The 22,594-nt window shown below is 71.4% G+C and carries 23 protein-coding genes; 9 read left to right on the top strand and 14 right to left on the bottom strand.

All coding sequences use genetic code 11. From position 1 onward, the window contains the following. The 5 genes from FV229_RS05585 to FV229_RS05605 all read left to right on the top strand — a co-directional run. The coding region (locus FV229_RS05585; RefSeq protein ID WP_187275070.1) for a PD-(D/E)XK nuclease family protein at positions 1-435 on the top strand (435 nt) is incomplete at its 5' end. A gap of 225 nt (positions 436-660) precedes the next feature. Beyond that, positions 661-1,797, top strand: coding sequence for an S-(hydroxymethyl)glutathione dehydrogenase/class III alcohol dehydrogenase (locus FV229_RS05590; protein ID WP_147751016.1), 1,137 nt, complete (start codon positions 661-663; stop codon positions 1,795-1,797). Positions 1,798-1,874: 77 nt separating this feature from the next. Beyond that, positions 1,875-2,708 carry an S-formylglutathione hydrolase gene (fghA, locus tag FV229_RS05595; protein ID WP_147751017.1) on the top strand — a complete coding sequence of 278 codons (834 nt, stop codon included), beginning with the start codon at positions 1,875-1,877 and terminating at the stop codon, positions 2,706-2,708. A gap of 146 nt (positions 2,709-2,854) precedes the next feature. After that, positions 2,855-4,057, top strand: a complete 1,203-nt coding sequence (locus tag FV229_RS05600; RefSeq protein WP_147751018.1) for a molybdopterin-dependent oxidoreductase — start codon at positions 2,855-2,857, stop codon at positions 4,055-4,057. A 12-nt stretch (positions 4,058-4,069) separates the two neighbouring features. Continuing rightward, positions 4,070-4,381: a cytochrome c gene (locus FV229_RS05605; RefSeq protein ID WP_147751019.1), complete on the top strand. Its 312-nt coding sequence runs from the start codon at positions 4,070-4,072 to the stop codon at positions 4,379-4,381. 25 nt (positions 4,382-4,406) lie between these two features. Here FV229_RS05605 and FV229_RS05610 read toward each other — a convergent pair whose 3' ends face one another. Continuing rightward, a complete protein-coding gene (locus tag FV229_RS05610; RefSeq protein ID WP_147751020.1) occupies positions 4,407-4,664 on the bottom strand; it encodes a hypothetical protein in 258 nt (85 codons plus the stop codon). Positions 4,665-4,840: 176 nt separating this feature from the next. On the opposite strand from FV229_RS05610, the gene FV229_RS05615 reads away from it, so the two are divergent. Beyond that, positions 4,841-5,899, top strand: coding sequence for a putative sulfate exporter family transporter (locus FV229_RS05615; protein WP_147751048.1), 1,059 nt, complete (start codon positions 4,841-4,843; stop codon positions 5,897-5,899). A 77-nt stretch (positions 5,900-5,976) separates the two neighbouring features. Then, positions 5,977-6,915 carry a dihydrodipicolinate synthase family protein gene (locus FV229_RS05620; RefSeq protein WP_147751021.1) on the top strand — a complete coding sequence of 313 codons (939 nt, stop codon included), beginning with the start codon at positions 5,977-5,979 and terminating at the stop codon, positions 6,913-6,915. Between the two features lie 91 nt (positions 6,916-7,006). Here FV229_RS05620 and addB read toward each other — a convergent pair whose 3' ends face one another. The 8 genes from addB to FV229_RS05660 form a co-directional block, all read right to left on the bottom strand. Beyond that, entirely contained in the window at positions 7,007-10,207 is a 3,201-nt protein-coding gene (gene addB / locus FV229_RS05625; protein WP_246688065.1) for a double-strand break repair protein AddB, read from the bottom strand. After that, on the bottom strand, positions 10,204-10,671 hold the full coding sequence (locus tag FV229_RS05630; protein WP_147751022.1) for a hypothetical protein: 468 nt from the start codon (positions 10,669-10,671) through the stop codon (positions 10,204-10,206). Before FV229_RS05630 ends, addB begins: the two co-directional genes overlap by 4 nt. Further along, positions 10,668-10,946, bottom strand: a complete 279-nt coding sequence (locus tag FV229_RS05635) for a hypothetical protein (RefSeq protein WP_147751023.1) — start codon at positions 10,944-10,946, stop codon at positions 10,668-10,670. Before FV229_RS05635 ends, FV229_RS05630 begins: the two co-directional genes overlap by 4 nt. Before the next feature lie 82 nt (positions 10,947-11,028). Then, on the bottom strand, positions 11,029-11,805 hold the full coding sequence (locus FV229_RS05640) for a nucleotidyltransferase family protein (protein WP_147751024.1): 777 nt from the start codon (positions 11,803-11,805) through the stop codon (positions 11,029-11,031). Between the two features lie 35 nt (positions 11,806-11,840). Continuing rightward, positions 11,841-13,364: a tRNA (adenosine(37)-N6)-threonylcarbamoyltransferase complex ATPase subunit type 1 TsaE gene (gene tsaE, locus FV229_RS05645; protein WP_238271144.1), complete on the bottom strand. Its 1,524-nt coding sequence runs from the start codon at positions 13,362-13,364 to the stop codon at positions 11,841-11,843. Positions 13,365-13,587: 223 nt separating this feature from the next. Next, positions 13,588-14,751: an EAL domain-containing protein gene (locus FV229_RS05650; RefSeq protein WP_147751026.1), complete on the bottom strand. Its 1,164-nt coding sequence runs from the start codon at positions 14,749-14,751 to the stop codon at positions 13,588-13,590. 377 nt (positions 14,752-15,128) lie between these two features. Then, positions 15,129-15,788, bottom strand: coding sequence for a methyltransferase (locus FV229_RS05655; protein ID WP_147751027.1), 660 nt, complete (start codon positions 15,786-15,788; stop codon positions 15,129-15,131). After that, positions 15,785-16,945, bottom strand: coding sequence for a glycosyltransferase (locus FV229_RS05660; RefSeq protein WP_147751028.1), 1,161 nt, complete (start codon positions 16,943-16,945; stop codon positions 15,785-15,787). The genes FV229_RS05655 and FV229_RS05660 overlap by 4 nt, the downstream gene beginning before the upstream one ends. A gap of 127 nt (positions 16,946-17,072) precedes the next feature. Here FV229_RS05660 and FV229_RS05665 point away from each other — a divergent pair, with 127 nt between their 5' ends. Then, on the top strand, positions 17,073-18,326 hold the full coding sequence (locus FV229_RS05665) for a DNA topoisomerase IB (protein WP_147751029.1): 1,254 nt from the start codon (positions 17,073-17,075) through the stop codon (positions 18,324-18,326). A 33-nt stretch (positions 18,327-18,359) separates the two neighbouring features. Here the strand turns inward: FV229_RS05665 and FV229_RS05670 are convergent, their stop codons facing one another. Both FV229_RS05670 and FV229_RS05675 read right to left on the bottom strand, forming a co-directional pair. After that, positions 18,360-19,058: a response regulator transcription factor gene (locus FV229_RS05670; protein WP_147751030.1), complete on the bottom strand. Its 699-nt coding sequence runs from the start codon at positions 19,056-19,058 to the stop codon at positions 18,360-18,362. Positions 19,059-19,358: 300 nt separating this feature from the next. Continuing rightward, positions 19,359-20,255 (bottom strand): diguanylate cyclase, encoded by an 897-nt coding sequence (locus FV229_RS05675; RefSeq protein WP_147751031.1) that lies wholly within the window; start codon positions 20,253-20,255, stop codon positions 19,359-19,361. Positions 20,256-20,417: 162 nt separating this feature from the next. Between FV229_RS05675 and FV229_RS05680 the strand changes: the two genes are divergently transcribed. Beyond that, positions 20,418-20,801: a hypothetical protein gene (locus FV229_RS05680; RefSeq protein ID WP_238271079.1), complete on the top strand. Its 384-nt coding sequence runs from the start codon at positions 20,418-20,420 to the stop codon at positions 20,799-20,801. Positions 20,802-20,804: 3 nt separating this feature from the next. Here the strand turns inward: FV229_RS05680 and FV229_RS05685 are convergent, their stop codons facing one another. The 3 genes from FV229_RS05685 to FV229_RS05695 form a co-directional block, all read right to left on the bottom strand. Further along, positions 20,805-21,257, bottom strand: coding sequence for a hypothetical protein (locus FV229_RS05685; protein WP_147751032.1), 453 nt, complete (start codon positions 21,255-21,257; stop codon positions 20,805-20,807). Positions 21,258-21,432: 175 nt separating this feature from the next. Beyond that, on the bottom strand, positions 21,433-21,693 hold the full coding sequence (locus tag FV229_RS05690) for a hypothetical protein (RefSeq protein WP_187275071.1): 261 nt from the start codon (positions 21,691-21,693) through the stop codon (positions 21,433-21,435). A 187-nt stretch (positions 21,694-21,880) separates the two neighbouring features. Then, on the bottom strand, positions 21,881-22,594 hold the full coding sequence (locus FV229_RS05695) for an ABC transporter ATP-binding protein (RefSeq protein WP_147751033.1): 714 nt from the start codon (positions 22,592-22,594) through the stop codon (positions 21,881-21,883).

The following is a 22,594-nucleotide window of genomic DNA, read 5'->3' on the forward strand; positions in this document are numbered from 1 at the left end:
TTCGTGGCCGCCCGCGCGCCCGCCTTCCCGCGCCCTGCTCGCGCGAACGTCGTGCGGGCGGCCCTCGACCTGATCGAGACGCCCGACCTCGCGCCGCTCTTCGCCCGCGATGCGCGCGCCGAGGTCAGCCTGTCGGGGCGGGTGGTGGTGGAGGGCGTCGAGCGGCCGGTCTTCGGCCGCATCGACCGCCTCGCGGTCGCCGACGGCATCGTGCGGCTCGCCGACTTCAAGACCGGACGCCCGCCGGACGAGGGCGCGCCGCCGCCGCGCCCCGAGACGGCGCAGATCGCCCTCTACGCCCGGCTGCTCGCGCGGATCTACCCGGACCACGCGATCCGGCCGATGCTGGTCTGGACCTCCGGCCCGGTGATCCGGACCTTGAGCGAGGACGAGATCGCCGAGGCTTTGGCCGGGCTCGGGCTCGCCGCAGCCTGAGGCGGCTAGGGGGATCTCGCGGCGGCCCGCGCCCCATGCGGGCGGCCCCTGCGGAAATGGCGGTTGCGTCGGTGCGCGAGAACCAGCATCAGGCATCCCGTATTTCGGGCCGTTCGGATCGCCGCCGCCGGATTCTCGTCACGGGAACGCCGAGGGTCGGAGCGAGCCGAAGCGCCGTCGCCTGTCGACGCCGTCCGTGATCGTTCAGGCACAGGGAAATCCGACATGAAGACGCGCGCAGCCGTGGCGTGGGAGGCGAAGAAGCCGCTCACCATCGAGACCATCGACATCGAGGGGCCCAAGGCCGGCGAAGTGCTCGTCGAGGTGATGGCCACCGGCATCTGCCACACCGACGCCTACACCCTCTCGGGCCTCGATTCGGAGGGCAAGTTCCCGGCGATCCTCGGCCACGAGGGCGCGGGCATCGTCCGCGAGGTCGGCGCCGGCGTCACCGACCTGAAGGTCGGCGACCACGTGATCCCGCTCTACACGCCGGAATGTCGCGGCTGTAAGTCGTGCCTGTCGCAGCGCACCAACCTCTGCACCGCGATCCGCGCGACGCAGGGCCAGGGCGTGATGCCGGACGGCACCTCGCGCTTCTCCTGCGTCTCCACCGGCGGCAGCCCGGGCGGGTCCGACACCCTGTTCCACTACATGGGCTGCTCGACCTTCTCGAACTTCACCGTGCTCCCGGCGATCGCACTCGCGAAGATCCGTGAGGACGCCCCCTTCGACAAGGTCTGCTACATCGGCTGCGGCGTCACCACCGGCATCGGCGCGGTGATCTACACCGCGAAGGTCTGGCCCGGCGCCAACGTCGTGGTGTTCGGCCTCGGCGGCATCGGCCTCAACGTGCTCCAGGCCGCGCGGATGGTGGGCGCCGACAAGATCATCGGCGTCGACATCAACCCCGACAAGCAGGAGATGGCGAAGAAGTTCGGGATGACGCACTTCATCAACCCGAAGGAAGTCGGCAACGACCACGTCGTGGCCGCGATCCTCGACGCGACCGGCGGCGGCGCCGACTTCTCGTTCGACTGCACCGGCAACGTCAACGTGATGCGCCAGGCGCTCGAGTGCTGCCACCGCGGCTGGGGCGAGTCGATCGTCATCGGCGTGGCGGAAGCCGGCAAGGAGATCTCGACCCGTCCGTTCCAGCTCGTCACCGGCCGCGTCTGGAAGGGCTCGGCCTTCGGCGGGGCGCGGGGCCGCACCGACGTGCCGAAGATCGTCGACTGGTACATGGAGGGCAAGATCAACATCGACGACCTGATCACCCACACCATGCCGCTCGACCAGATCAACCACGGCTTCGACCTGATGCACGAGGGCAAGTCGATCCGCTCGGTGGTGATTTACTAGGCCACGACGCGTACGCCCTCCCCCCTCGAGGGGGGAGGGACATGCCCGCCCGACCGTCCCGATCAGGAGATCACCCCATGGAAACCGTCTCGAAGGCCCTCTCGCATGGTGGCGTCCAGGGCGTGTACCGGCACGACGCCGAGACCACCGCCTGCCCGATGACCTTCGCGGTCTTCGTGCCGCCGCAGGCCAAGGACGGCCCGGTGCCGGTGCTGTGGTACCTTTCGGGGCTGACCTGCACCCACGCCAACGTCATGGACAAGGGCGAGTACCGGCAGGCCGCCGCCCGCCACGGCGTGATCGTCGTCGCGCCGGACACCTCGCCCCGCGGCGAGGGCATCCCCGACGAGGCCGGCAACTGGCAGTTCGGCTCCGGCGCGGGCTTCTACCTCGACGCGACGGAAGCTCCCTATTCCGCGAACTACCGGATGTGGAGCTACGTCACCGAAGAGCTTCCGGCGCTGATCGCGAAGAACTTCCCCGCGGACATGAGCCGCCAGGGCATCGTCGGCCACTCGATGGGCGGCCACGGCGCGCTCACCATCGCGCTGACCTATCCCGACCGCTTCAAGTCCTGCTCGGCCTTCGCACCGATCGCCCAGCCCTCCACGGCGGGCTGGTCGAAGCCGGCCTTCGAGAAGTATCTCGGCGCGGACACCGCGGCCTGGCGCGCCCACGACGCCACCGCGCTGATCGAGGACGGACACCGCTTCCCCGAGCTCCTGGTGGACCAGGGCACCGACGACAGCTTCCTCGACGACGGCCTGCGGCCGTGGCTGCTGGAAGAGGCCTGCAAGAAGGCCGGCATCGCGCTCACCCTGAACATGCGCGAGGGCTACGACCACTCCTACTTCTTCATCTCCAGCTTCATGGACGACCACATCGCCTGGGCCGCCGCCCGGCTGAAGTGACCGGACGGTGCCCGCCGCCTGACAGACCGCACGAAGCTTCGGCGCCGCATGGCCGGTGCCGGGGGTTTTACAGGCCCGCGATGCTATAACCTTCCGCAAAGACGCCGCCGCCCGATCCGGGACGGACGTCGCGACGGGAGGATGCCATGGCCGGTCTCGACAGGCGACAGGTGCTGATGCGGGCCGGGCTCGTGGCGATCGGCGCGGGGCTTCCCTTCCGCGCCGCCGCCGAGGACCGGATCGCCCTGCCCTTCGGCAACGGCGCGCGCGCCCTCGTCCGCTATCCGGGCAAACGCCCGCTGATCCAGCTCACCAGCCGCCCGCCGCAACTCGAAACGCCGTTCTCGGTGTTCGACGAGGGTGCGATCACGCCCAACGACGCCTTCTTCGTGCGCTACCACTTGGCCGACCTCCCACTCGCGATCGACCCGGAGACGTACCGACTGGAGATCAAGGGCCATGTCGAGCGCCCGGTCGCGCTGTCGCTTGCCGACCTCAAGCGCATGGCGCCGATGGAGGTTGTCGCGGTGAACCAATGCTCCGGCAATTCCCGCGGCTTCGTCGAGCCACGCGTCGCAGGCGGCCAGCTCGGCAACGGCGCCATGGGCAACGCCCGCTGGACCGGCGTGTCGTTGAAGGCGGTGCTCGACGCGGCTGGCATGAAAGCCGGCGCGGTGCAGGTCGCCTTCGACGGCCTCGATGGCCCGGTGATTCCCGAGACCCCGGACTTCGTGAAGGCGTTGACCGTCGATCACGCCCGCTCCGGCGAGGTGATGCTGGCTTGGGGCATGAACGGTCAGGACCTGCCCTTTCTCAACGGCTTTCCGGTACGCCTCGTGGTGCCGGGATTCTACGGCACGTACTGGGTGAAGCACCTCGGCGCGATCACCGTGCTCGACCGACCGTTCGAGGGCTTCTGGATGAAGTCCGCCTACCGGATCCCGGACACGCCGTGCGCCTGCACCGAGCCGGGCAAGGCGCCTGCGGCCACGGTGCCGATCGCGCGGTTGAACGTGCGCTCGTTCGTGACGAACCTAAACGACGGCGCCAAGGTCAAGGCCGGGCCGACATCGCTTCGCGGCATCGCCTTCGACGGCGGCTCCGGCGTCGCGCGCGTCGAACTCTCGACGGACGACGGCCGCACCTGGATACCGGCCGAGCTCGGACAGGATCTCGGCCGCTACGCGTTCAGGACTTGGACGGCGACCACCGAACTCGGTGCCGGCATGCATGCCATTCGTGTGCGCGCGACAGCCAAGGATGGCGCAGGCCAGCCGATGGAGCCGCAGTGGAACCCGCCGGGCTACATGCGCAACGTCGTCGAGACCACCCGCATTCAAGCGGCCTGAGAGGGGGAATCGATGTCCATTCGCTGCCACATCGTACTTATGGTCTCGCTTTGGGCGGGCGCAACGACGGCCGCGCCGCTGGATTACGCGTTGCCGGATGCCTATTCCGAATTGCGTTCGAGCGCAGGCCAAGAGGCCGGCCGCACGGCGGCGCAGGGCAATTGCCTCACCTGCCATTCGACCGACTACATCGCGATGCAGCCGCCGGGCAAAGGTAAGGCGTTCTGGGATGCTGAGGTGACCAAGATGATCAAGGTCTATCACGCCCCGATCGACGAGGCGGACGGCAAAGCGATCGCCGCCTATCTCGCGGACGCCTACTGAGGGCGTCCCGCCGACGCGGACCGGTTCAGCGAAGGGCCGTCCCCGGAAGGGTCATCGATGTCGCTTCCGCGACCGCTCCGTGTGACGGCGTCTGCTCGGACAGGTAGATCCGGCCGCCCACGAACAGCAGCGCGAGCGCCCAGAACACAATCGCGGCGCGGCGCGTCTCGCCGTAGCTCCCGAACTTTCCGGAGATCTTGGCGTCCGCACAGGCGCGCGACATCTCCATCGGCTCGCCGAAGGGGTCGTAGGCTGTCGTGAGTTGGTCGAGCTGGGCGGTCATGATTGAAGATGTCGCGCTTGGGCGCGCCTGAATCAATGGTTGCGTCTTCCGAAGATTCCTCGATAAGGAAAGACTTCTTCTCCGCCTGATCCTCGGCGTGGAAGTTCCTTCCCAAGCGCCCCTCGGGGTGCGGATTCTGCCGAGCGAGAGGCCGCATGGGCGCTGACTCGAAGCCGATGACGACATCCGCGCGCACCGAGCCGACCGCCGGCGCCGGCCCGTTCGCGCTGCTGCCGGGCATCCTCGTCTGCGTCGCGATCACCGGGATCGCCATGGGCGTCCAGGCCGCCGAGGAGCGCGCGCTGGATCACCCCTACATCGAGGCCCTGGTGATCGCGATCCTGCTCGGCATCGCGGTCCGCAGCGCCTGGGTGCCGGGTCCGCGCTTCCGCAGCGGAATCGCCTTCAGTGCCAAGCAGCTGCTCGAGCTCGCCGTGACCCTGCTCGGCGCCTCCCTGAGCCTCGGGGCGATCGTCGCCTCGGGGCCGGCGCTGCTCACGGGCATCGTCGGGACCGTGATCCTGACGATCGCGGCGAGCTACGGCATCTGCCGCCTGCTGGCGCTGCCGGCGCGGATGGCGATCCTCGTCGCCTGCGGCAACGCGATCTGCGGCAACTCGGCGATCGCCGCCGTCGCCCCGGTGATCGGGGCCGACAACAAGGACATCGCCGCCTCCATCGCCTTCACCGCCGTGCTCGGCGTGCTGATGGTGCTCGGGCTGCCGCTGTTCGTGCCGCTGGCCCACCTCTCCGACAACCAGTACGGCGTGCTCGCCGGCCTCACCGTCTACGCGGTGCCGCAGGTGCTGGCGGCCACCGTGCCGGTCAGCCTCGTCAGCACCCAGGTCGGCACCCTGGTGAAGCTCGTGCGCGTGCTGATGCTCGGCCCGGTGGTGCTGGCCTTCTCCGTCATCGCCCGGTGGCTGCCGGCCGACGGCGGCGCCGCGACAAGGCCCGGCCGCCTGAGCCTGACCCGGCTGGTGCCGTGGTTCATCGTCGGCTTCCTGGTGCTGGCGAGCCTGCGCTCGCTCGGCCTGATCCCCGACGCGGCCGCGCTGCCGATGACGAGGTTCGCCGGCCTCCTCACCGTCGTCTCGATGGCGGCGCTCGGCCTCGGCGTCGACGTGCGCATCCTCGCCCGCGTCGGCGGCCGCGTCACCGCCGCCGTCACCGGCTCGCTCCTCTTACTCATCGGCATCAGCCTCGTGCTGATCCGGACGCTCGGCATCCCCTGAGCGGCTGCGACGCGGGCGCCGAGACGGTCTATCCTCCGCGTCCCCCGGCGCGACGCCGTCACGAAGGATCGAACCCCATGCGCCTGGATGCCTCCGAACGCGGCGTCTTCCCGATCGCCCCGACGCCGTTCCATGCGGACGGCCGCATCGACGTCGACTCGATCGACCGGCTGACCGACTTCTACGCCGAAAACGGCGCCACCGGCCTCACCGTGCTCGGGGTGATGGGCGAGGCGGGCAAGCTCGATCAGGGCGAGGCGCTCGATGTCGCCCGCCGCTTCATCGTGCGGGCGGAGGGCCTGCCGGTGATCGTCGGCGTCTCGGCGCCGGGCTTCGCCGCGATGGCGTCGCTGGCCCGCAGCGCCATGGATGCGGGCGCGGCCGGCGTGATGATCGCGCCGCCGAGCACGCTCCGCACCGACGACCAGATCGTCGGCTATTACGCGCAGGCCGCCGAGGCGATCGGCGCCGACGTGCCGTTCGTGATCCAGGATTACCCGCTGACCTTCAGTGTGGTGATGACGCCGGGCGTGATCCGCCGGATCGTCAACGACAACCCGGCCTGCATGATGCTCAAGCACGAGGATTGGCCGGGGCTGGAGAAGATCTCGGCGCTCCGCGGCTTCGAGGCGGACGGCGCGATGCGGCACATCGCGATCCTGTGCGGCAACGGCGGCCTGTTCCTCGATTTCGAGACCGAGCGCGGCGCCGACGGCGCGATGACCGGCTACGCCTTCCCCGACATGCTCGCCGACGTGGTCCGCCTGGCGGCTGCCGGCGAGCGCGACGCCGCGCACGACCTGTTCGACGCCCACCTGCCGCTGCTGCGCTACGAGCAGCAGCCAGGCATCGGCCTGGCGGTCCGCAAATACGTGATGGCGCGCCGCGGACTGATCGCCTCGCCCGCCCAGCGCAAGCCCGGCGGCGCCCTCGGCAAGAGGGCGGTGGCGGAGGTCGAGTACCTGCTCGGCCGCCTCGCCCGACACGACCCCCGCGCCGCGTTGGCCCCGGTCTGACGCCTCACGTCGCTTACACGTCTCATCGAAGCGAAACGCGATCAGTCCCGCTCCCTCGCCGTCATCCCGGATCGATCCGTTGGCGATCGGATCACCCTTCCCCGTCACCCCCGAGCGACCATTCGCCGACGCGGGCGAGGTGGTCGTAGTCGCCGTAGGACTTGGCGTATTTCGGGTAGGGCCGCGAGGTGTAGGCGGCCTGCCCCGTCATGAAGCGGGCGACGAGCCCCTTCAGGCGCGTGGCGTGCTCCTCGACGATCTCGGGGACGGTGCGCGGATCGCCCTTGGGCGGCTTGACCGCCAGCGGCACGAACGGCTTCCGCCCGCCGGAGGCGTGGACGTAGAGCAGGTCCGGCGCCGCGTCCGCCGCCAGGAAGCCGTCGAAGGCGCCGTGCATCAGCATGGCCGCCTCCAGGGTCAGCTGCGGCGAGAAGCCGGCGAAGATTTCCCGCGCGGAGGGCGGCGCGCCGGTCTTGAAGTCGACGATGCAAGCGCCGTCGGCCCCGCGCTCGATCCGGTCGGCGCGCGCCCGCAGGGTGAAGGTCTCGGACCCGAGCGGGATCGCCCAGCGGCCGAAGATCTCGGGCTCGACGCGGGCGAGCGTCGCCCGCCGCGCGATCTCCCAGGGCAGGTAGAGCGCGGCCATGCGCTCGTAGCGCGGCCACCACTCGGCGTAGAGCTCGGGGTAGGTGTTGGCCGTCTCCGAGAAGGCGTCGACCGCGATCTGATTGAGCCGCTGCCACGCGATCTCGGGGGCGGGCAGCGCGCCCGGATAGCGCTCGGCGAACTGGCCGAAGATCGCGTGGATCATCGTGCCGCGGTCGCCCGCGCCCGGCCGCTCCGCCACCGCCTCCAAGGGATCGAGCCCGAGCACATGGCGCGCGAAGATCGCGTAGGGGTCGCGGACCAGCGTCTCGATCTCGGTGACGCTGAGGCTGCGCGGGAACAGGGCCGGGTCCGGCTTCGGCTTCGGCTGGGTCAGGCGCGGTTGCGGGGCCGCGGTGTCGAGCGCGCGCGCGTAGCCGGCAAAGCGACGACCCGCGTCGAGCGCCGTCGCCCACGCCGCCTCGCCCGCGAACGCGCGGATGCGCTGCAGGAAGCGCGACGGCACGGTCGGCGAGCCCTCGCGCTTGGCCGCGCGGGTGATCACCGCGTCGCGGCAGCTCATGCCCTGCACGAAGTCGTGGGCGGCCTGGCCGAGCTGGCGCTCGGGCGGGTTGAGTCCGACGCGCTCGCGCATCGGGCGGTTGAGGAAGGCGTCCGTGGTGGTCTTGCCCGGCCAGACGCCCTCGTCGAGCCCGGCGAGCACGACGCGATCGTAGTGCATCAGGCGCGATCCGAGCGGATCGAGGATGCTCAGGCGCGGGTGCGGCGCCGGACCGGCGCAGGGCACGGTGCGGTCGGCGGCGAGCGTGGTGAGGAAGGCGGGGTAGTCGTCGAAGTGTCCCGGCAGCAGCGCCGCGTCCGCCTCCGCGCGGTGGCCGACGAGGTTGCGCACGTCGTCGAACAGCGTGTCGAGGCAGTTCAGCGAGGCGTCCGCGATCGGCTCCGTCACCTCCGCCGGCCGCGCCAGCAGCGCCTCGCAGACCTCGGCGTGGAGGCGTGCCGCCTCGACGAGGTCGCAGGACGCAGGCTCGGTGCCGCACGCGCCCGCGAACGCCGTAAGCGGGGCGAACGCGGCCTCCAGGTGGTCGAGGATCGTCGCCGCCAAGTCCCAGTCGAGGTCGGAGAGGCGCTGCTTGGCGCGGGGCTGGTGCCTGTGCGGGGCGGCGCGCTGGGCGGCAAGCGCATCCTTCAGGCCCTGGAAGCTGCCGGCCGGCGCCGGGCCGCGCAGCACGCCGATCTCGAGGGCCGCCGCCCCGCGCATGACGTCGCCGCGCGGAAGGCCGAGGCCGACCAGCGGGTGCGCCAGGAGCGCGATGATCCGCGGCGGGATCGCGTCGCCCTGCTCGGCGTGGAGGTCGACGGCAAGCTCCGCCGAGAGCCGCGCCAGCCGGCCCGCCGAACTGCGGCTCAGCGTCGACCCGGCGCTGTCCTCGGCGACGATGTCCCAGCGGGCGAGCTCGGCGGCGACCCGCATGGCGAGCGCGCGGTCGGGCGTGATCAGGGCGGCCGTCCGGCCCGGGGTGGCGAGCGTTTCGCGCAGGGCGAGGGCGGCGATCAGCGCCTCGTCGCGCTCGTCGGCGGCCTCGGCCACGGCGAGCCCGGCGAGGCCTTCACGGCCGAGGGTGTCGCGCAGGGCCGGGTCGAGGCGCGCCCAGGCGTCGGTGGTCTCGGCCGGGCGCAGGGCCTGGGACAGCAGGGCGGCGCGCGCGGTCGCCTTGGGATCGTGGCCGCCGAGATCGACGATCGCGGCCCGTGCGAAGCCGAGGCAGCCGGGGCCGAGCAGCCGATGCAGCACGGCCTGCGGATGGCCGTGGGCGACCTCGCGGTCGAAGCCGGCGCCGGTCTCGATCGCGTCCCACCCGGCCTCGTCGAGGTCGAGGTCGAGCCCCGGAAGCACCACCGCGCCGTGCGGCAGCCCCGCCACCGCGGCGATGAGCTTGGCGGTGGCCGGCACCGAGCCGGTGGAGCCGGCGATCACCACCGGGTCGCGCGGCCGTGCGCGGGTCAGCCGCGCGGCCTCCGCCAACACGAGGTCGCGCGCGCGCGAGACCGGATCGGTGAGGCCGCGCTCGGCCAGGATCCGCGGCCAGTTCTCGGCGGCGATCCGCACGAAGTCGAGGGTCAGGCCGAAATAGCGCGAATACTCGGCCTCGACGGCGCCCGCGATCTCCGACCAGGGCAGCCCCTCGACGGTCAGCGCGTCCATCAGGCCTTCGAGGTCGGCGGCCAGCGCCACCGCGTCGGCGGGCGAGGCCGGCACCAGGAACGGCACCTCCTCGTCGATCGGCAGCAGCGAGCGATCGACCGCTTGTGCCCAGGACTGCACCAGCCGGGCGAGGATCAGCCGGCGCTCCAGCTTCTGCATCTCGGGGTCGAGCCCGGTGGCGGCGTTCGCCACGAGCGGCATCGCGGCGAGATCCAGCTCGGCCTCGTCCGCCTCGCCGAGCGGGATCATCCGCGGCAGCAGCGCCGCCTCGCCGAGCCGCGCGGCGAGGCGCTTGGCCAGCTCCTTCGCCACCCCCGGCGTCGGCAGGTAGATCGTCACGGCGGCCAGCGCCAGCGGGTCGCCCCCGAGGTCGCCGACGAGGCGCCCGTCGAGCAACGCGTCGACCAGCGTCGGCAGGAACGGCGCGCCGCGGGTGATGGTGAAGACGTGGGAGGGTTCGATCGGTTCGATCTGGGTCAACCGAGGATCCGTTCGCGCTCGTGCGTGAAGTTGAGGGCCTTCCTGCCAGACATCGCGCTCGTCAGGTAGAGGTGCAGGCCATCAGTGATCAAAGTCACGTCCGACTCTTGAGCATCCAGGATCGAGATGTCGTTGAGACCGAGCGTGTCGAAGTCGGAGGCATTCACGGCGACCGCACTTGGAACATATGTCTCCGTTGCCGCCTCGGCATAGCCACGAAACGCCTGAAGTACGGGGGCGAGACGAGTCTGGTCGAACTGCCGGATCAGGTTCGAGGTCTCGGCGAGGACGTTCGGCGTCGTGACGAAGACCGCCGCATCCCCGATCACGAGCTTCAGCAGCGCGAAGTCGTCGATCGTGTAGATCCGTGTCCGCCGGTGGGCGGCGATGTAGGTTTCCGACGCGGTCCCGACGAAGAGCAGCAGAAGCAGGTTCGTATCGATGAACAGGCGTCTCGCACTCAAGGCTCGACTCGGCGGTCGGTGACGGAGACGACGCGGCCGTCGTCATCCTTGAGGTGCACCACCTTGTAGGATCGCTTGAGGTCGAGATCGCGCCCAAGTGCCGTCACCAGCGGCTTCGACGCGTCCCAAGGACGCGAAAAGCCGACGGTGATGAGCCATTGGTTCAGTGCGTCGTCGAACCGAATCTCTTCGAGGCCGATGTTCTTCGGCTGCTCGGCATCGAAGACCGTGGCGACATAGTCCTTCGCTTTGGAAACCGCTTCCTTCACGTCCACCGGGACCTCCGCAGCGACCAGGGCCAGCCTCGACGCGAGCAATCTAGAGGTTCCGCTTCCGTTCCTCAAACGGAATCGCCGCTCACCCCTCCTGCGCGCTTACCCGCACCCGCTCCTCGGCGGCGCGGATCGCGTCCGGTGTTCCGACGTGGAGCCATTGCCCGTCCAGGCGGAGGCCCGAGAGGCGGCTCGCCGCGATCGCGCGGTCGAACAGCAGGTTGAGCGAGAAGGCGCCGTCCGGCGTGTCGGCGAACAGCTCCGGCTTCAAGACCGCGACGCCCGCGTAGATGAAGGGCGCGATCCGGCGCTCGCCCCGCCGCGCGAGGCGGCCGTCGGCGGCCATCACGAAGTCGCCGGCGCCCTCGTAGCCGAGGCTGGTGGTGGTCGGCGCCACCAGGAGCAGGATGTCCATGCGCGCCGCGTCCCAGGCCTCGATGAGCCGGGCGAGGTTCGGGGTCGGGCCTTCCAGCCAGAACGAATCCGAGTTGAACACCACGAACGGATCGGCGCCGACGAGGTCCAGCGCCTTCTTCACGCCGCCGCCGGTCTCGAGCAGCGCCGCGCGTTCGTCGGAGACGACGACCTTCGGCAGGCCGCCCCGCTTGGCCAGGTGACCCTCGATCAGGTCCGGCAGGTAGTGCACGTTGACCACCGCGGTCTCGATGCCGCCTTCCGCCGCCCGGTCGAGGGCGTGGTCGATCAGCGCCTTGCCGGCGACCTCCACCAGGGGCTTCGGCACGGTGGCGGTGACGGGGCGCATGCGCTTGCCCAGGCCCGCGGCGAGGACGAAAGCGCAATTTATCGGGGATCGCGTGATCGGCGCTTGCGCGGTCGGCGGCGAGGCGGGGGTGTCGCTCATGCGCGGGGCTCGCGAAGGAGGGGTCGGAGGGCGGCTCAGGCGGGCTCGGCGGGCGGCTCGGCGGGTGCGAGCAGCCCGGGCAGGTGCCGCAGGTGCCAATCGCGCAGCGACGCCAGGGCCGGGTGGGCGAGGTTGCGGGCGAGGTAGCCCTCGATCCGCGGGATGTGGGCGAGGTAGGCGGGCTTGCCGTCGCGGAGGTTCAGCCGCGCGAAGATGCCGAGGATCTTGGTGGCACGCTGCGCCGCCAGGATGGCGTAGGCGGTGGCGAAGCCCTGCACGTCGAAGGCCGTGTCGCGGGCGCGGCGCTCGCGGGCGTAGAGCCCGAGCAGCCGGAGCTCGAACTCGGCGTTGGCGTCGACCCGCGCGTCCTGGAGCAGCGAGGCGACGTCGTAGGCCGGGTGGCCGAGCACCGCGTCCTGGAAGTCGATCACGCCGATGCGCTCCAATCCGTCGCGCTCGGGCAGCCAGATCAGGTTGGGGGAATGGTAGTCGCGCAGGGTCCAGGTCGGGCGGGCGGGTACGGCGCCCTCCAGCACCTCGGCCCAGAGCGCGCCGAACTCGGCCCGCGCCTCCGGCGAGAGCGTCACGCCGCGCAGCGCCGGGGCGTACCAGTCCGGCAGCAGCTCGGTTTCGAACAGCAGCGCCTCGGCGTCGTAGGTCGGCAGCACGTGGTCGATGCCCTCGGCCACCGGCAGCACGCCGGGCAACTCGACGGCGTGGAGCTTGGCCAGCAGGCGCGTCGCCTCGGCGTAGCGCTCGGGCCGCGGGCCGGCGGCGTCGACCACCGGTTCGATGCCGAGGTCTTCGAGGATCAGCAGGCCGGTGTCGAGGTCCTCGCCGTAGATGCGCGGCGCCGAGAAGCCCAGCGCCCGCAGCCCCCGGTCGATGGCGACGAAGGCGTGGACGCTCTCGGCGAGCTTGACGATGGCGCTGTAGGGCTTGCCGTCGCGCACCGGGGGGCCGTCGGCCCGCGGCGGCGAGATCATCAGCACCGCCGAGCGGCCGTCGGGATGGGTCAGGCGCTCGTAGGCGCGCGACGACGCGTCGCCCTGCATCAGGGTGCGCGTCGCCTCGTCCCAGCCGCTGCGGGCGAGCAGCGCGCGGACCGCGCGCGCGCGATCGAGGCGGGCGCGCATGCCCTCGGTGCCGGAGATGCGCGCGAACCGGGAGCCCTCGCCGAACTCGGGCCGGAGCGACAGGTCGATCGAGAGCACCGGCCCCTCGCGCGGCGGCAGCCGCTCGGGCCACTCGACCAGGGTGATCGCGGAATCCGTCATCTCGTCGAAGCCGAGCTCGACCAGCTCGTCGGCGCTGCGCAGGCGGTAGAGGTCGGCGTGGACGATCGCGCCGAGCCGGCCCTCGTAGGGCTGGATCAGGGTGAAGGTCGGGCTTGGAACCTCGAGGTCCGGGTCGCCGGCCAATTCGCGGATCAGCGCGCGCGCGAGCGTGGTCTTGCCACCGCCCAGGCCGCCCGAGAGCGCGACGAGGTCGCCCGGCATCAGGAACTCGGCCAGGAACAGCCCGAGATCCTCGGTCGCGCCCTCTTCGGGCAGGACGATCTCCCAGGCCGGCGGCTGACCGTCCGACGGGGGCGTGCCGGCCGCGGGGGCATCGCCCGAGACGGCGTCCTGCCGGTCGTGATCGGGATCGTCGTCGCCCAAAACCGTCAACCTCCGAGCGCCGGTGCGCGGCGCGGCCTTCGCATCCGCTGTATCGGAGGATCCTTAACCGAACTTCGCGAAATCGCGCATCCCCGCCCGCCCCGACGACCGGTGCGAGCGGCTACGGCGCGACGATCAGCGCCGCATCGTAGGGCGCGAGCCGCCAGGTCTTGGTCAGGGCGAGGGTCTCCGCGAGCGGCACCGGGCGGCCGAAACGGTAGCCCTGGCCGTAGGCGCAGCCCATCTCGGCGAGGGCGTCGGCCTCGACCGGCTCCTCGATGCCCTCGGCGACCACCGGGATGCCGATCTCGTCGGCGAGCCGCAGGATCGTCTGGATGATCTTGCGGTTGGACGGGGTGGTGAGCATCGCGCGCACGAACTCGCGATCGACCTTCAAGGTGGTGATCGGCAGCTTCGAGAGGTCGCTCAGCGACGAGTAGCCGGTGCCGAAGTCGTCGATGGCGACGCCCATGGCCGCCTCGCGGCACTGGCTGAGCGCTTCCGTGGCGCCCACGGGATCGCGCATCACCGTGGTCTCGGTGATCTCGAGCTTCAGCGTCGACGGGGCGATGCCGGTGCTGCGCAGCATCTCGCCGACCATCTCGGGGAAGCTCGCCCGGGCGAGGTCGTGGCCGCTGACGTTGATCGAAAGGAACAGCGGCCCGTCGGTGGCGGCCGGGTTCTGCAGGGCCGCCCTCATGATCTCGGGTATGATCCGCCCGACCTCGGAGACGACCCATTGGGTGATCTCGACGATCAGTTCGCTCGCTTCCGCGACCGGGATGAACGCCATCGGGTGCACGAGGCCCTTCTCGGGATGGCGCCAGCGGATCAGGGCCTCGAAGCCGGCGAGCGCCTCCGTCCCGAGGTGGAAGATCGGCTGCAGGTACAGCTCGAACTCGTTGCGGTTCAGCGCCAGGCGCAGCGCGCGCTCCGTCATCATCGCGTCGATCGAGGCCTCGAAATCCGCCTTCAGCGACGGCGAAAAATGGGCGCCGGCGGCTCGCGTCGGCGCGACCCTACCGTTCGGCGCGACCGTACCGTTCGGCGCGACCGTACCGTTCGGCCTCGGCAGCGCCACGGCATCCCGGCAGCAGGCCATGATGACGCCGAAGCACAGGCGCAGGATCGGGTCGGCATTGTGCAGGCGATGCCGGATCTGCTCCTCGGAGACCGAGACGAGGATGCAATCCTCGATCGCCCGCGCCGAGGCGGAGCGCGGGCCGGCATCGAGCAGCGCCATCTCGCCGACGATCTCGCCGGCGGCGCGCTCGGCGATCGACACCTCGACGCCGTCTCGCCGAAGGAAGAGCGCGGCCCGCCCCGCGACGATCAGGTTAGGCGAACGCGCCGGGCTCGCCCTCCTCGAAGATCGCGGCGCCGGCGGACAGTGTCACGTAGGCGTTAGGATCGTTCATCTTCCGGTCCATGCCCCGCAGACCGCACCGGTGGCCGATGCGGAAATTGCCCGACCGACATTAATCAACCCGCAATTTTCTTGGCCGCCGATCGAAAAACCACGATCGATCACGTGAATGCTTTCTTCCACCGCCCAATAGTGGCCATATCCACGGACACAAACGCTGGACGGTCAAACGAATACTACTCGAGGTGGCGCCGGTTGCCTTCTGCCAACGCGACCCGGCGGCGGCGCCCACCGGATCACCCGACGAACCGCCAGACGTGGCTCTGCTTGATCTCGGCATCCTCCAGCGCCCGCGTCACCGGCACGGCGTAGCTGGCGATCGCCTCGAGGCGGGCGCGCGGCAGGTAGCTGCGGCCGGGATCGCCGAGCAGCACCGTGGTGCCGGCAGCGTGCAGGCGCCCGAGCCAGCCGCCCACCGCGGCGGCGAGGTCGCGCTCGTAGAAGATGTCGGCGGCGAGCACGAGGTCGACGTCGGGCACGGTGCCGACCAGGTCGGCCGCCGTCGCGGTGATCCGGCCGGCGACGCCGTTGGCGGCGGCGTTGAGCGGGATCGCGGCGATGGCGAAGGGGTCGAGGTCGCTGGCGAGCACCGAGGCGGCGCCGGACTTCGCCGCGGCGATCGCCACCAGGCCGGAACCGGAGGCGAAGTCGAGCACGCGCCGCCCGGCGACGACCTCCGGGTTGTCGAGGAGGTAGCGGGCGAGTGCCTGGCCGCCGGCCCAGGCGAAGGCCCAGAACGGCGGCGGCAGGCCGATCTCGGCCAGTTCGTCCTCGGTCTTCTGCCACAGCTCCGTCGCCTCGTCGGCGACGTGGATCACCAGCTCCGGCGCATGCGCCACCGGCAGCAGGCGGGTGTTGGCGCGGATGAAGGCGTCGGCGTCTTTGCTCGCGATCATGAGCCCAGCAGCTCGCGGTAGAGGCCGGAGACGGCCGCGGACACCGCGGCCTCCGAGAACCCGTCCTCGACGACCCGTCGGCGGGCCGCGGCGCCGAGACCCGCGACGAGGGCCGGGTCGCGGGCAAGGCGCACCAGGGCCGCGGCCAGGGCCGGCGCGTCGTCCGGAGGGACGACAAGGCCCTCGACGCCGTCGCGCACCAGGGCGCGGCAGCCCGGCACGTCGGTGGTCACGAGCGCCCGGCCGCAGGCGGCGGCCTCGAGCAGGGTACGCGGCAGGCCCTCCCCGCCCCGCGAGGGCAGGCAGCCGACATGCGCGCTGGCGAAGGCCGCAGCCGCGTCGCGCGTCGGCCCGAGCCAGGCGACGCCGTCGCGGGACCAGTCGCGCAACGTCGCCTCGGGGATCGCGCGGCGGTTCGAGGCGTCGGGGGCGCCGTGCAGGGCGAGTTCGACCGCCGCGCCTTGCGCGCGGGCGAGCCGCACCGCCTCGACGGCGACGTCGATCCCCTTCGACCACAGCATCCGCGCGACGATCGCCACGCGCAGCGGTGGGTGGGGCGGCAGCGGCGCCGGCACGAACGCGTCCGGGTCGACTCCGGCGCCGCCGACGATCGTCACCGCGGTGTCGGCCGGGTCGAGGCCGAGGGCGGCGGCGTCGTCCGGGTTCTCGAACAGGAAGCGGGTGCGCTTCGAGGCCAGCGGCCCGCGGATCAGGTGGCGGAGCGCCGTGCGCGCGAGGCGGCCGGCGGCGTCGCCGCGCGCGCCGATCAGCCCGAGGCCGGTGAGCGCGTAGACGCGGGCCGGGATGTTGGCCATCGCCGCCGCCGTGCCGCCGACGAGGATCCCGCGCAGCGCGATGCAGTGGACGATGTCGGGGTTCAGGGCCTTCAGGATCGCCGCAAGTTGCCCGGCCGCGTAGCCGGCGGCCATCGGGTTGAGGCTGGAGCGCTCCGCCTCCAGCGCGACCACCCGGGCGCCGGTCGCCTCGATCGCCGCGCGGTGCTCGCGCACCCGCGTCACCACGGCGACCGACAGGCCCATCGCCACCGCCGCCCGCGCCATCGGCAGGAAGTGCGAGGCGAAGAACCAGTCCTCGGTGACGACGAAGGCGAGGCGCCGCATCGGCGCGGCGGGGGCGGGGGAGTCGGCGGCGTCCATGGGCCGACCTCTAACACGGGCGGGCATCCGTGTGCGGCGGATACGCAAGCGCCGGAACAGGGCCGGTCCGGCCCCGGTTGAGGCCAGGCTTTCGCAGGGAGGAGCAGGGCCGATGGGAGCGGAGCTGATGGCATCGGACGAGACCGCCGGCACCGTCGTCGACCCGCGCGACGCGGCCGCCGAGGCCGGGCTCGCCTACGTCGACGACACCATGCCCGGCCTGACCCGGAAGAAGACCGCCACGGGCTTCCGCTTCGTCGACGCCAAGGGCGCCCCCGTCCGCGACAAGGCGCAGGTCCAGCGGATCAAGTCGCTCGCGATCCCGCCGGCCTACACCGACGTATGGATCTGCCCGCGCCGAAACGGCCACATCCAGGCGACCGGGCGCGACGCCAAGGGGCGCAAGCAGTACCGCTACCATCCCGATTTCCGGGCGGCGCGGGACTCGACCAAGTTCAGCCACATCATGGCCTTCGCCGACGCCCTGCCCGGCATCCGCACGCGCATCGACGCCGACATGCGGCGCAAGGGCCTGTCGCGCGAGAAGGTGCTCGCCACCGTGGTGCACCTGCTGGAGACGACGCTGATCCGCGTCGGCAACGACGACTACGCCCGGGCCAACAAGAGCTACGGGCTGACGACGCTGCGGGACCCGCACGTCAAGGTCGAGGGCGCGGAGATGACGTTCCGCTTCAAGGGCAAGAGCGGCAAGACCTGGGACCTGTCGGTGAAGGACCGGCGCGTGGCCAAGATCGTCAAGGCCTGCCAGGATCTGCCGGGCCAGGAGCTGTTCCAGTACGTCGACGAGGCGGGGCAGCAGCGCGACGTGACCTCCTCGGACGTCAACGCCTACCTGCGCGAGATCTCGGGGCAGGACATCACGGCGAAGGATTTTCGCACCTGGGCCGGCACGGTGCTGGCGGCGCTGGCGTTGCGCGAGTTCGAGGCCTTCGACGGCGAGGCCGGCGCCAAGAAGAACGTTCGCGCGGCGATCGAGAGCGTCGCCGGGCGGCTCGGCAACACGCCGACCATCTGCCGCAAGTGCTACATCCACCCGCAGATCATCGACTGCTACCTCGAAGGCGCCCTGCTGCTTCAGGTGAAGGAGGCGGTCGAGAGCGAATTGGTCGAGGATCTCAGCAGCCTGCGCCCCGAGGAGGCGGCGGTGCTGAGCCTGCTGCAGAACCGGCTCACCGCGGACGCGCCGACGGCTTCGAAGGCGAAGGCCGGCAAGGCGAGGAAGACGGCGGCCAAGGCGGCCGAGCCGGTGAAAACGCAGGCGAACAAGACGAAGGCAAGCAAGACGAAGACGGCGGCCAAGGCGCGAAAGTCGGCCAAGGCGAGGACGACCGCTGCGAGCGCGGAGCTGGCGCGCGCTTGAACGGACCGGCCGCGCGGCCGGGTCGCAGCGCGCTCAGTGGCGCGCCGGACCTTCGCCCGTGTTCGTCCGAGGCGCTTCGACGCCGCGCCGGCTGGTCTCCGCGTCGAGCACCGGCGCGAGGCCGAGTTGCCGGGCGAGCGAGACCAAGTCCTTCAACCGGCCGGTCTGGGTCTTGCGCCGCAGGTTCAGGCGGTGGGTCTCCACCGTGCGGACCGAGAGCATCAGGCGGCGCGCGACCTCCTTGTTGCTGAAGCCTGCGCTGAGGAAGCGCAGCACCTCGGCCTCGCGCGGGGTCAGCCCGAGGCCGTCGGCCGGCTCGGCGGCGGCGGAGACCGGCTCGGCCTCGACCTCGGCGCGGGCGATCAGCTGCAGGGCGCCCTCGGCGAGGGCCAGCACGGCGTTGCAGAGGTCGCGCGGGGCGGCGGAGCGCGCCACGAAGGCGTCGGCCCCGGCCCGGAGCAGGGCGTCGAGGTCGGCCGCATTCAACGCCTGGAACGCCACCAGCGTCTTCAGGGCCGGCAGGCGTGCCTTGAGGTCGGCGAGGTGGCCGAGGCCGTCCGCCAGCCGCGTCTCGTCGAGGAAGATCAGCGCGACGACGTTGGCCGGGTCGACCCGGTCGAGGTCGGCCTCGCCGATCGTGTGGAGCGCCGGCATGTGCTCCAGCGTCGCGCGGAAGGCGGGATTCATCTCCTGGGGCTCGTCGAAAACCAGGACGTCAACGGCCATACTCATCCCGCACACCCCATCTTTTCCCGGCATGGCACAATTCCGCCGGGGTCGGAGAAGGTGTTTCAAGACTCGTTCCAGACGAATCCTGGGGTTTTCGGCCTCGGACTTGTGTCGAAATCACATATGGCGCGAGGCTTATACTTAACGCGTGTCTCGCGCAGGCACAGCGCGATCAACCTTAACGCAGGCGAATCGCTGCGAAATCCGGCGCGATCGTGTCCGCGCCCGCCCTGCGAAGACTGGCGAGGTACGCCCGCCCGCCTCGCTCCGCAAGGACATCTGGCGTCGGACCCGCGGGCGGCGTCAGCCGGCGCGCGCGAGCACGATGTCGGTCTCCGCCGAGACGACGCGGTCGCGCCCGGTGGTCTTGGCCTCATAGAGGGCGATGTCTGCGCGCTTGGTGAGCGCGGTGACGCTGTCGCCCTCGCACCAGGTGCTGACGCCGAAGCTGCAGGTCAGGCGCACGGGGCCGCGCGTCCCGCGGATGCGCAGGTCCCGGATCTGGAGGCGCAGCCGCCCCGCGACGGCCTCCGCCGCCGCGAGCGAGAGCCCGGGCAGCACCACCGCGAACTCCTCGCCGCCGAGGCGCCCGGCGATCCCCTGTGCGCCGAGGAGATCGGAGACGGCGCGGATCGCGGCGTCGCCGACGTCGTGGCCGTGCTCGTCGTTGATGCGCTTGAAGTGGTCGATGTCGGCGAACACGGCCGACAGGGTGCCGTGGTTGCCGGCGCGCTCCGCGACGGCTCCGACGCGGGCGAAGAAGGCGCGGCGGTTGAGCAGGCCGGTGAGCGAGTCGGTCTCGGCGAGGCGGATCAACTCGTCCTGCATCGTGGTCAGCCGCTCGGCGGCGCGCAGGCGCGCATGCAGCTCCTCGGCGCCCGGCGGCTTTTCGATGAAGTCGTCGGCGCCGCTGTCGAGGGCCTCGGCGAGGTTCCGGGCGTTGCGCGCCGACGACATGGTGATCACGTAGAGCGGGCGGCGCGCCTCGGCGAGCAGCCTGGCCGACCAGCACAGCTCCAACCCGGTCATCGGGCGGACTTCGAGGCTGGTGATCAGCACCCGGACGCTCGGCGTCTCCTCGAGGAAAGCGCAGGCGGCGGCGGAATCGGTGAACGTGTTGATGACGTGCCCGCGCGGTTCCAGCAGCCCGGTGATGACCTTGAGGACGACGCGGCTCGAATCGACGATGACGATGTGCATGGCGCGCGATACCGGTGGAAACTGGCGTCGCACGAGATGGCCTGAAAAACCTTAAGATGCAGTCTCAGCGAGATACGCGCAGAACGTGGATCGCAGGATCGTACGAGGCGACGCAACCGCCGACGCCGCGCGACGACCCTGGCGCGCCGACGGGAGAGGCATGTGACCACAGCGAAGAAGTCGATCGGGACCGGGGCCCCACCCTACCCGCGCACGCCGGACGGCCGCTACTTCGTCGTCGGCGGACGGCTGTGGCGCTGCAGCGATCCGCGCCTACCCGAGGAGACCCGGCAGCGCCATGTCGATGAATTGATGGATGCACGCCGCGCCGTCGGGGCGGCCAAGCGCGCGAAGCGCAAGGGCGAGGCCGGCGCGGCCGAGCTGATGCGGAGCGCCCGCGACGCGGTCCAGGCCGCCAAGGAGGCGCTCGGCGAGCGCGGGCCGGTGTGGTGGGGCGACGGGGCCGAGGATCAGGGCGGGCGCAACCCACGCGACTCGCCCTACGCCGCGTGGTACGCGGCGCTCACGCGGGCGGAAGACGCCTGAGGCTCAGCGGTGCGGGACGGAGACCGTGACGACGGAGACGCCGTTGCCGGTCTGGACCCGCCCGCCGGAGGTCCAGGCGCCGTCGCGGCCGCGCGAGAGGATGCGGGGGCCGCGTCCGGGGCGGGCGACGGCGCGCTCGCCCGGGTTGACCACGGTCACGCTCGGCGCGGCCACCGGCGCCTCGCGCAATCCGGAGATCGTCGGCACACCGTAGGTGCCGTAGCTCCACGGCGCCGGGACGATGCGGTTGGGAGAGGGCACGCTGCTGAAGGGCGCGCCGACATAGGCGCCGCGCACCGCCTCGTCGGCAAAACCGTAGCCGCCCTGGCCGGCATAGGCCGCGCCGTAGCCGTAGGACGTGACGCGGACGGTCTCCGCGCTCGCCGCTCCGGCACCGAGGGACAGGGCGGCGGAAAGGACGAACGAAGCGGCGAGCGACGGGCGGTGACGGGCCATGGATCGGAACTCCGGACGGAACGCTGACTTCCCGGGCAAACCCCGGTTTCGGCGATCTCGTTCCGGTTCGGGGCGGCGAGCTACGTGCGAAGACTGCTTAAACCGTGCGCCGGGCGGTGTTGCGCACAGCTTCGCGCAACGAACCCAAATCGAACCTGTCCGACGTCGATCCGGTTCAGCGGCAGGTGGTGATGCGGCGGACGATCCAGCCCTCGCCCTCGACCCAGAGGCGGCGGCGCATGCGGCTGCAGGTGCCGCCATCCTCCTCGCCCTCGTTCGCCGAGACCGCGCGAACCGGCGGGGTCACGTCGGCGACCTTGGTCACCGCGGCGGTGGTCGCCGAGGCGGCCGAGGCAGCGGTCGGAGTAGCAAGGGGGGCGGCAAGGCTGAGCAAAGCCACGAGCGTGAGGGCGGGAGCAACGGACGTCGTCGACATGGATCTGGATCTCGCCTGGGCAGCGTTCCCGGCGCGTCGGCACCGGTCGCGGACGACGCTTTTCCGCGTCTTCAAGCGAGTAATCCGCGACTCCGCGTTTCGGTTGCAACGCGAACGTGCATCCGTGCCAAAATGGGATGACGCGTGACCGCGCCGCCACGAGGCGGCGACACCGGCGTCCTCGGCTTCAGTCCAACTGCTCGATCAGCCCGTCGCGGATCGTGACCCGGCGGTCCATGCGGGCGGCGAGATCCATGTTGTGGGTCGCGATCAGCGCCGCGAGGCCGGAGGCACGCACCAGCGAGAGCAGGATCGAGAAGACGTGGCCCGCGGTCGAGGGGTCGAGGTTGCCGGTGGGTTCGTCGGCGAGCAGCAGGCGCGGCCCGTTGGCGACGGCGCGGGCGATGGCGACGCGCTGCTGCTCGCCGCCCGAGAGCTCCGCCGGACGGTGGACGAGACGGTCCTTGAGGCCGAGGAAGCTCAGGAGCTCGGTGGCCCGCGCCTTCGCCTCCCCGCGCCCGAGGCCGCGGATGAGCTGGGGCATCACCACGTTCTCCAGCGCCGAGAACTCCGGCAGCAGGTGATGGAACTGGTAGACGAAGCCCATCTCCTCGCGGCGGAAGCGCGTGCGCTCGGCATCCTTCATCGCCGCGGTCGGCTGGCCGCCGACATAGACCTCGCCGCCGTCGGGCCGTTCCAGCAGGCCGGCCAGGTGCAGCAGCGTCGACTTGCCGGCGCCCGACGGCGCGACGAGCGCCACCAGCTCGCCCGGCCAGATCGCGAGGTCGGCTCCGCGCAGGATGTCGAGGCCGCGGTCGCCCTGCGCGTAACGCCGCTCGACGCGGGAAAAGAACAGGGCCGGCACCGGCGGAATGCCGGCGGGCTCGGGGGTTCCACTCAT

The sequence above is a fragment of the Methylobacterium sp. WL120 genome, assembly GCF_008039465.1.
Classification (GTDB): domain Bacteria; phylum Pseudomonadota; class Alphaproteobacteria; order Rhizobiales; family Beijerinckiaceae; genus Methylobacterium; species Methylobacterium cerastii.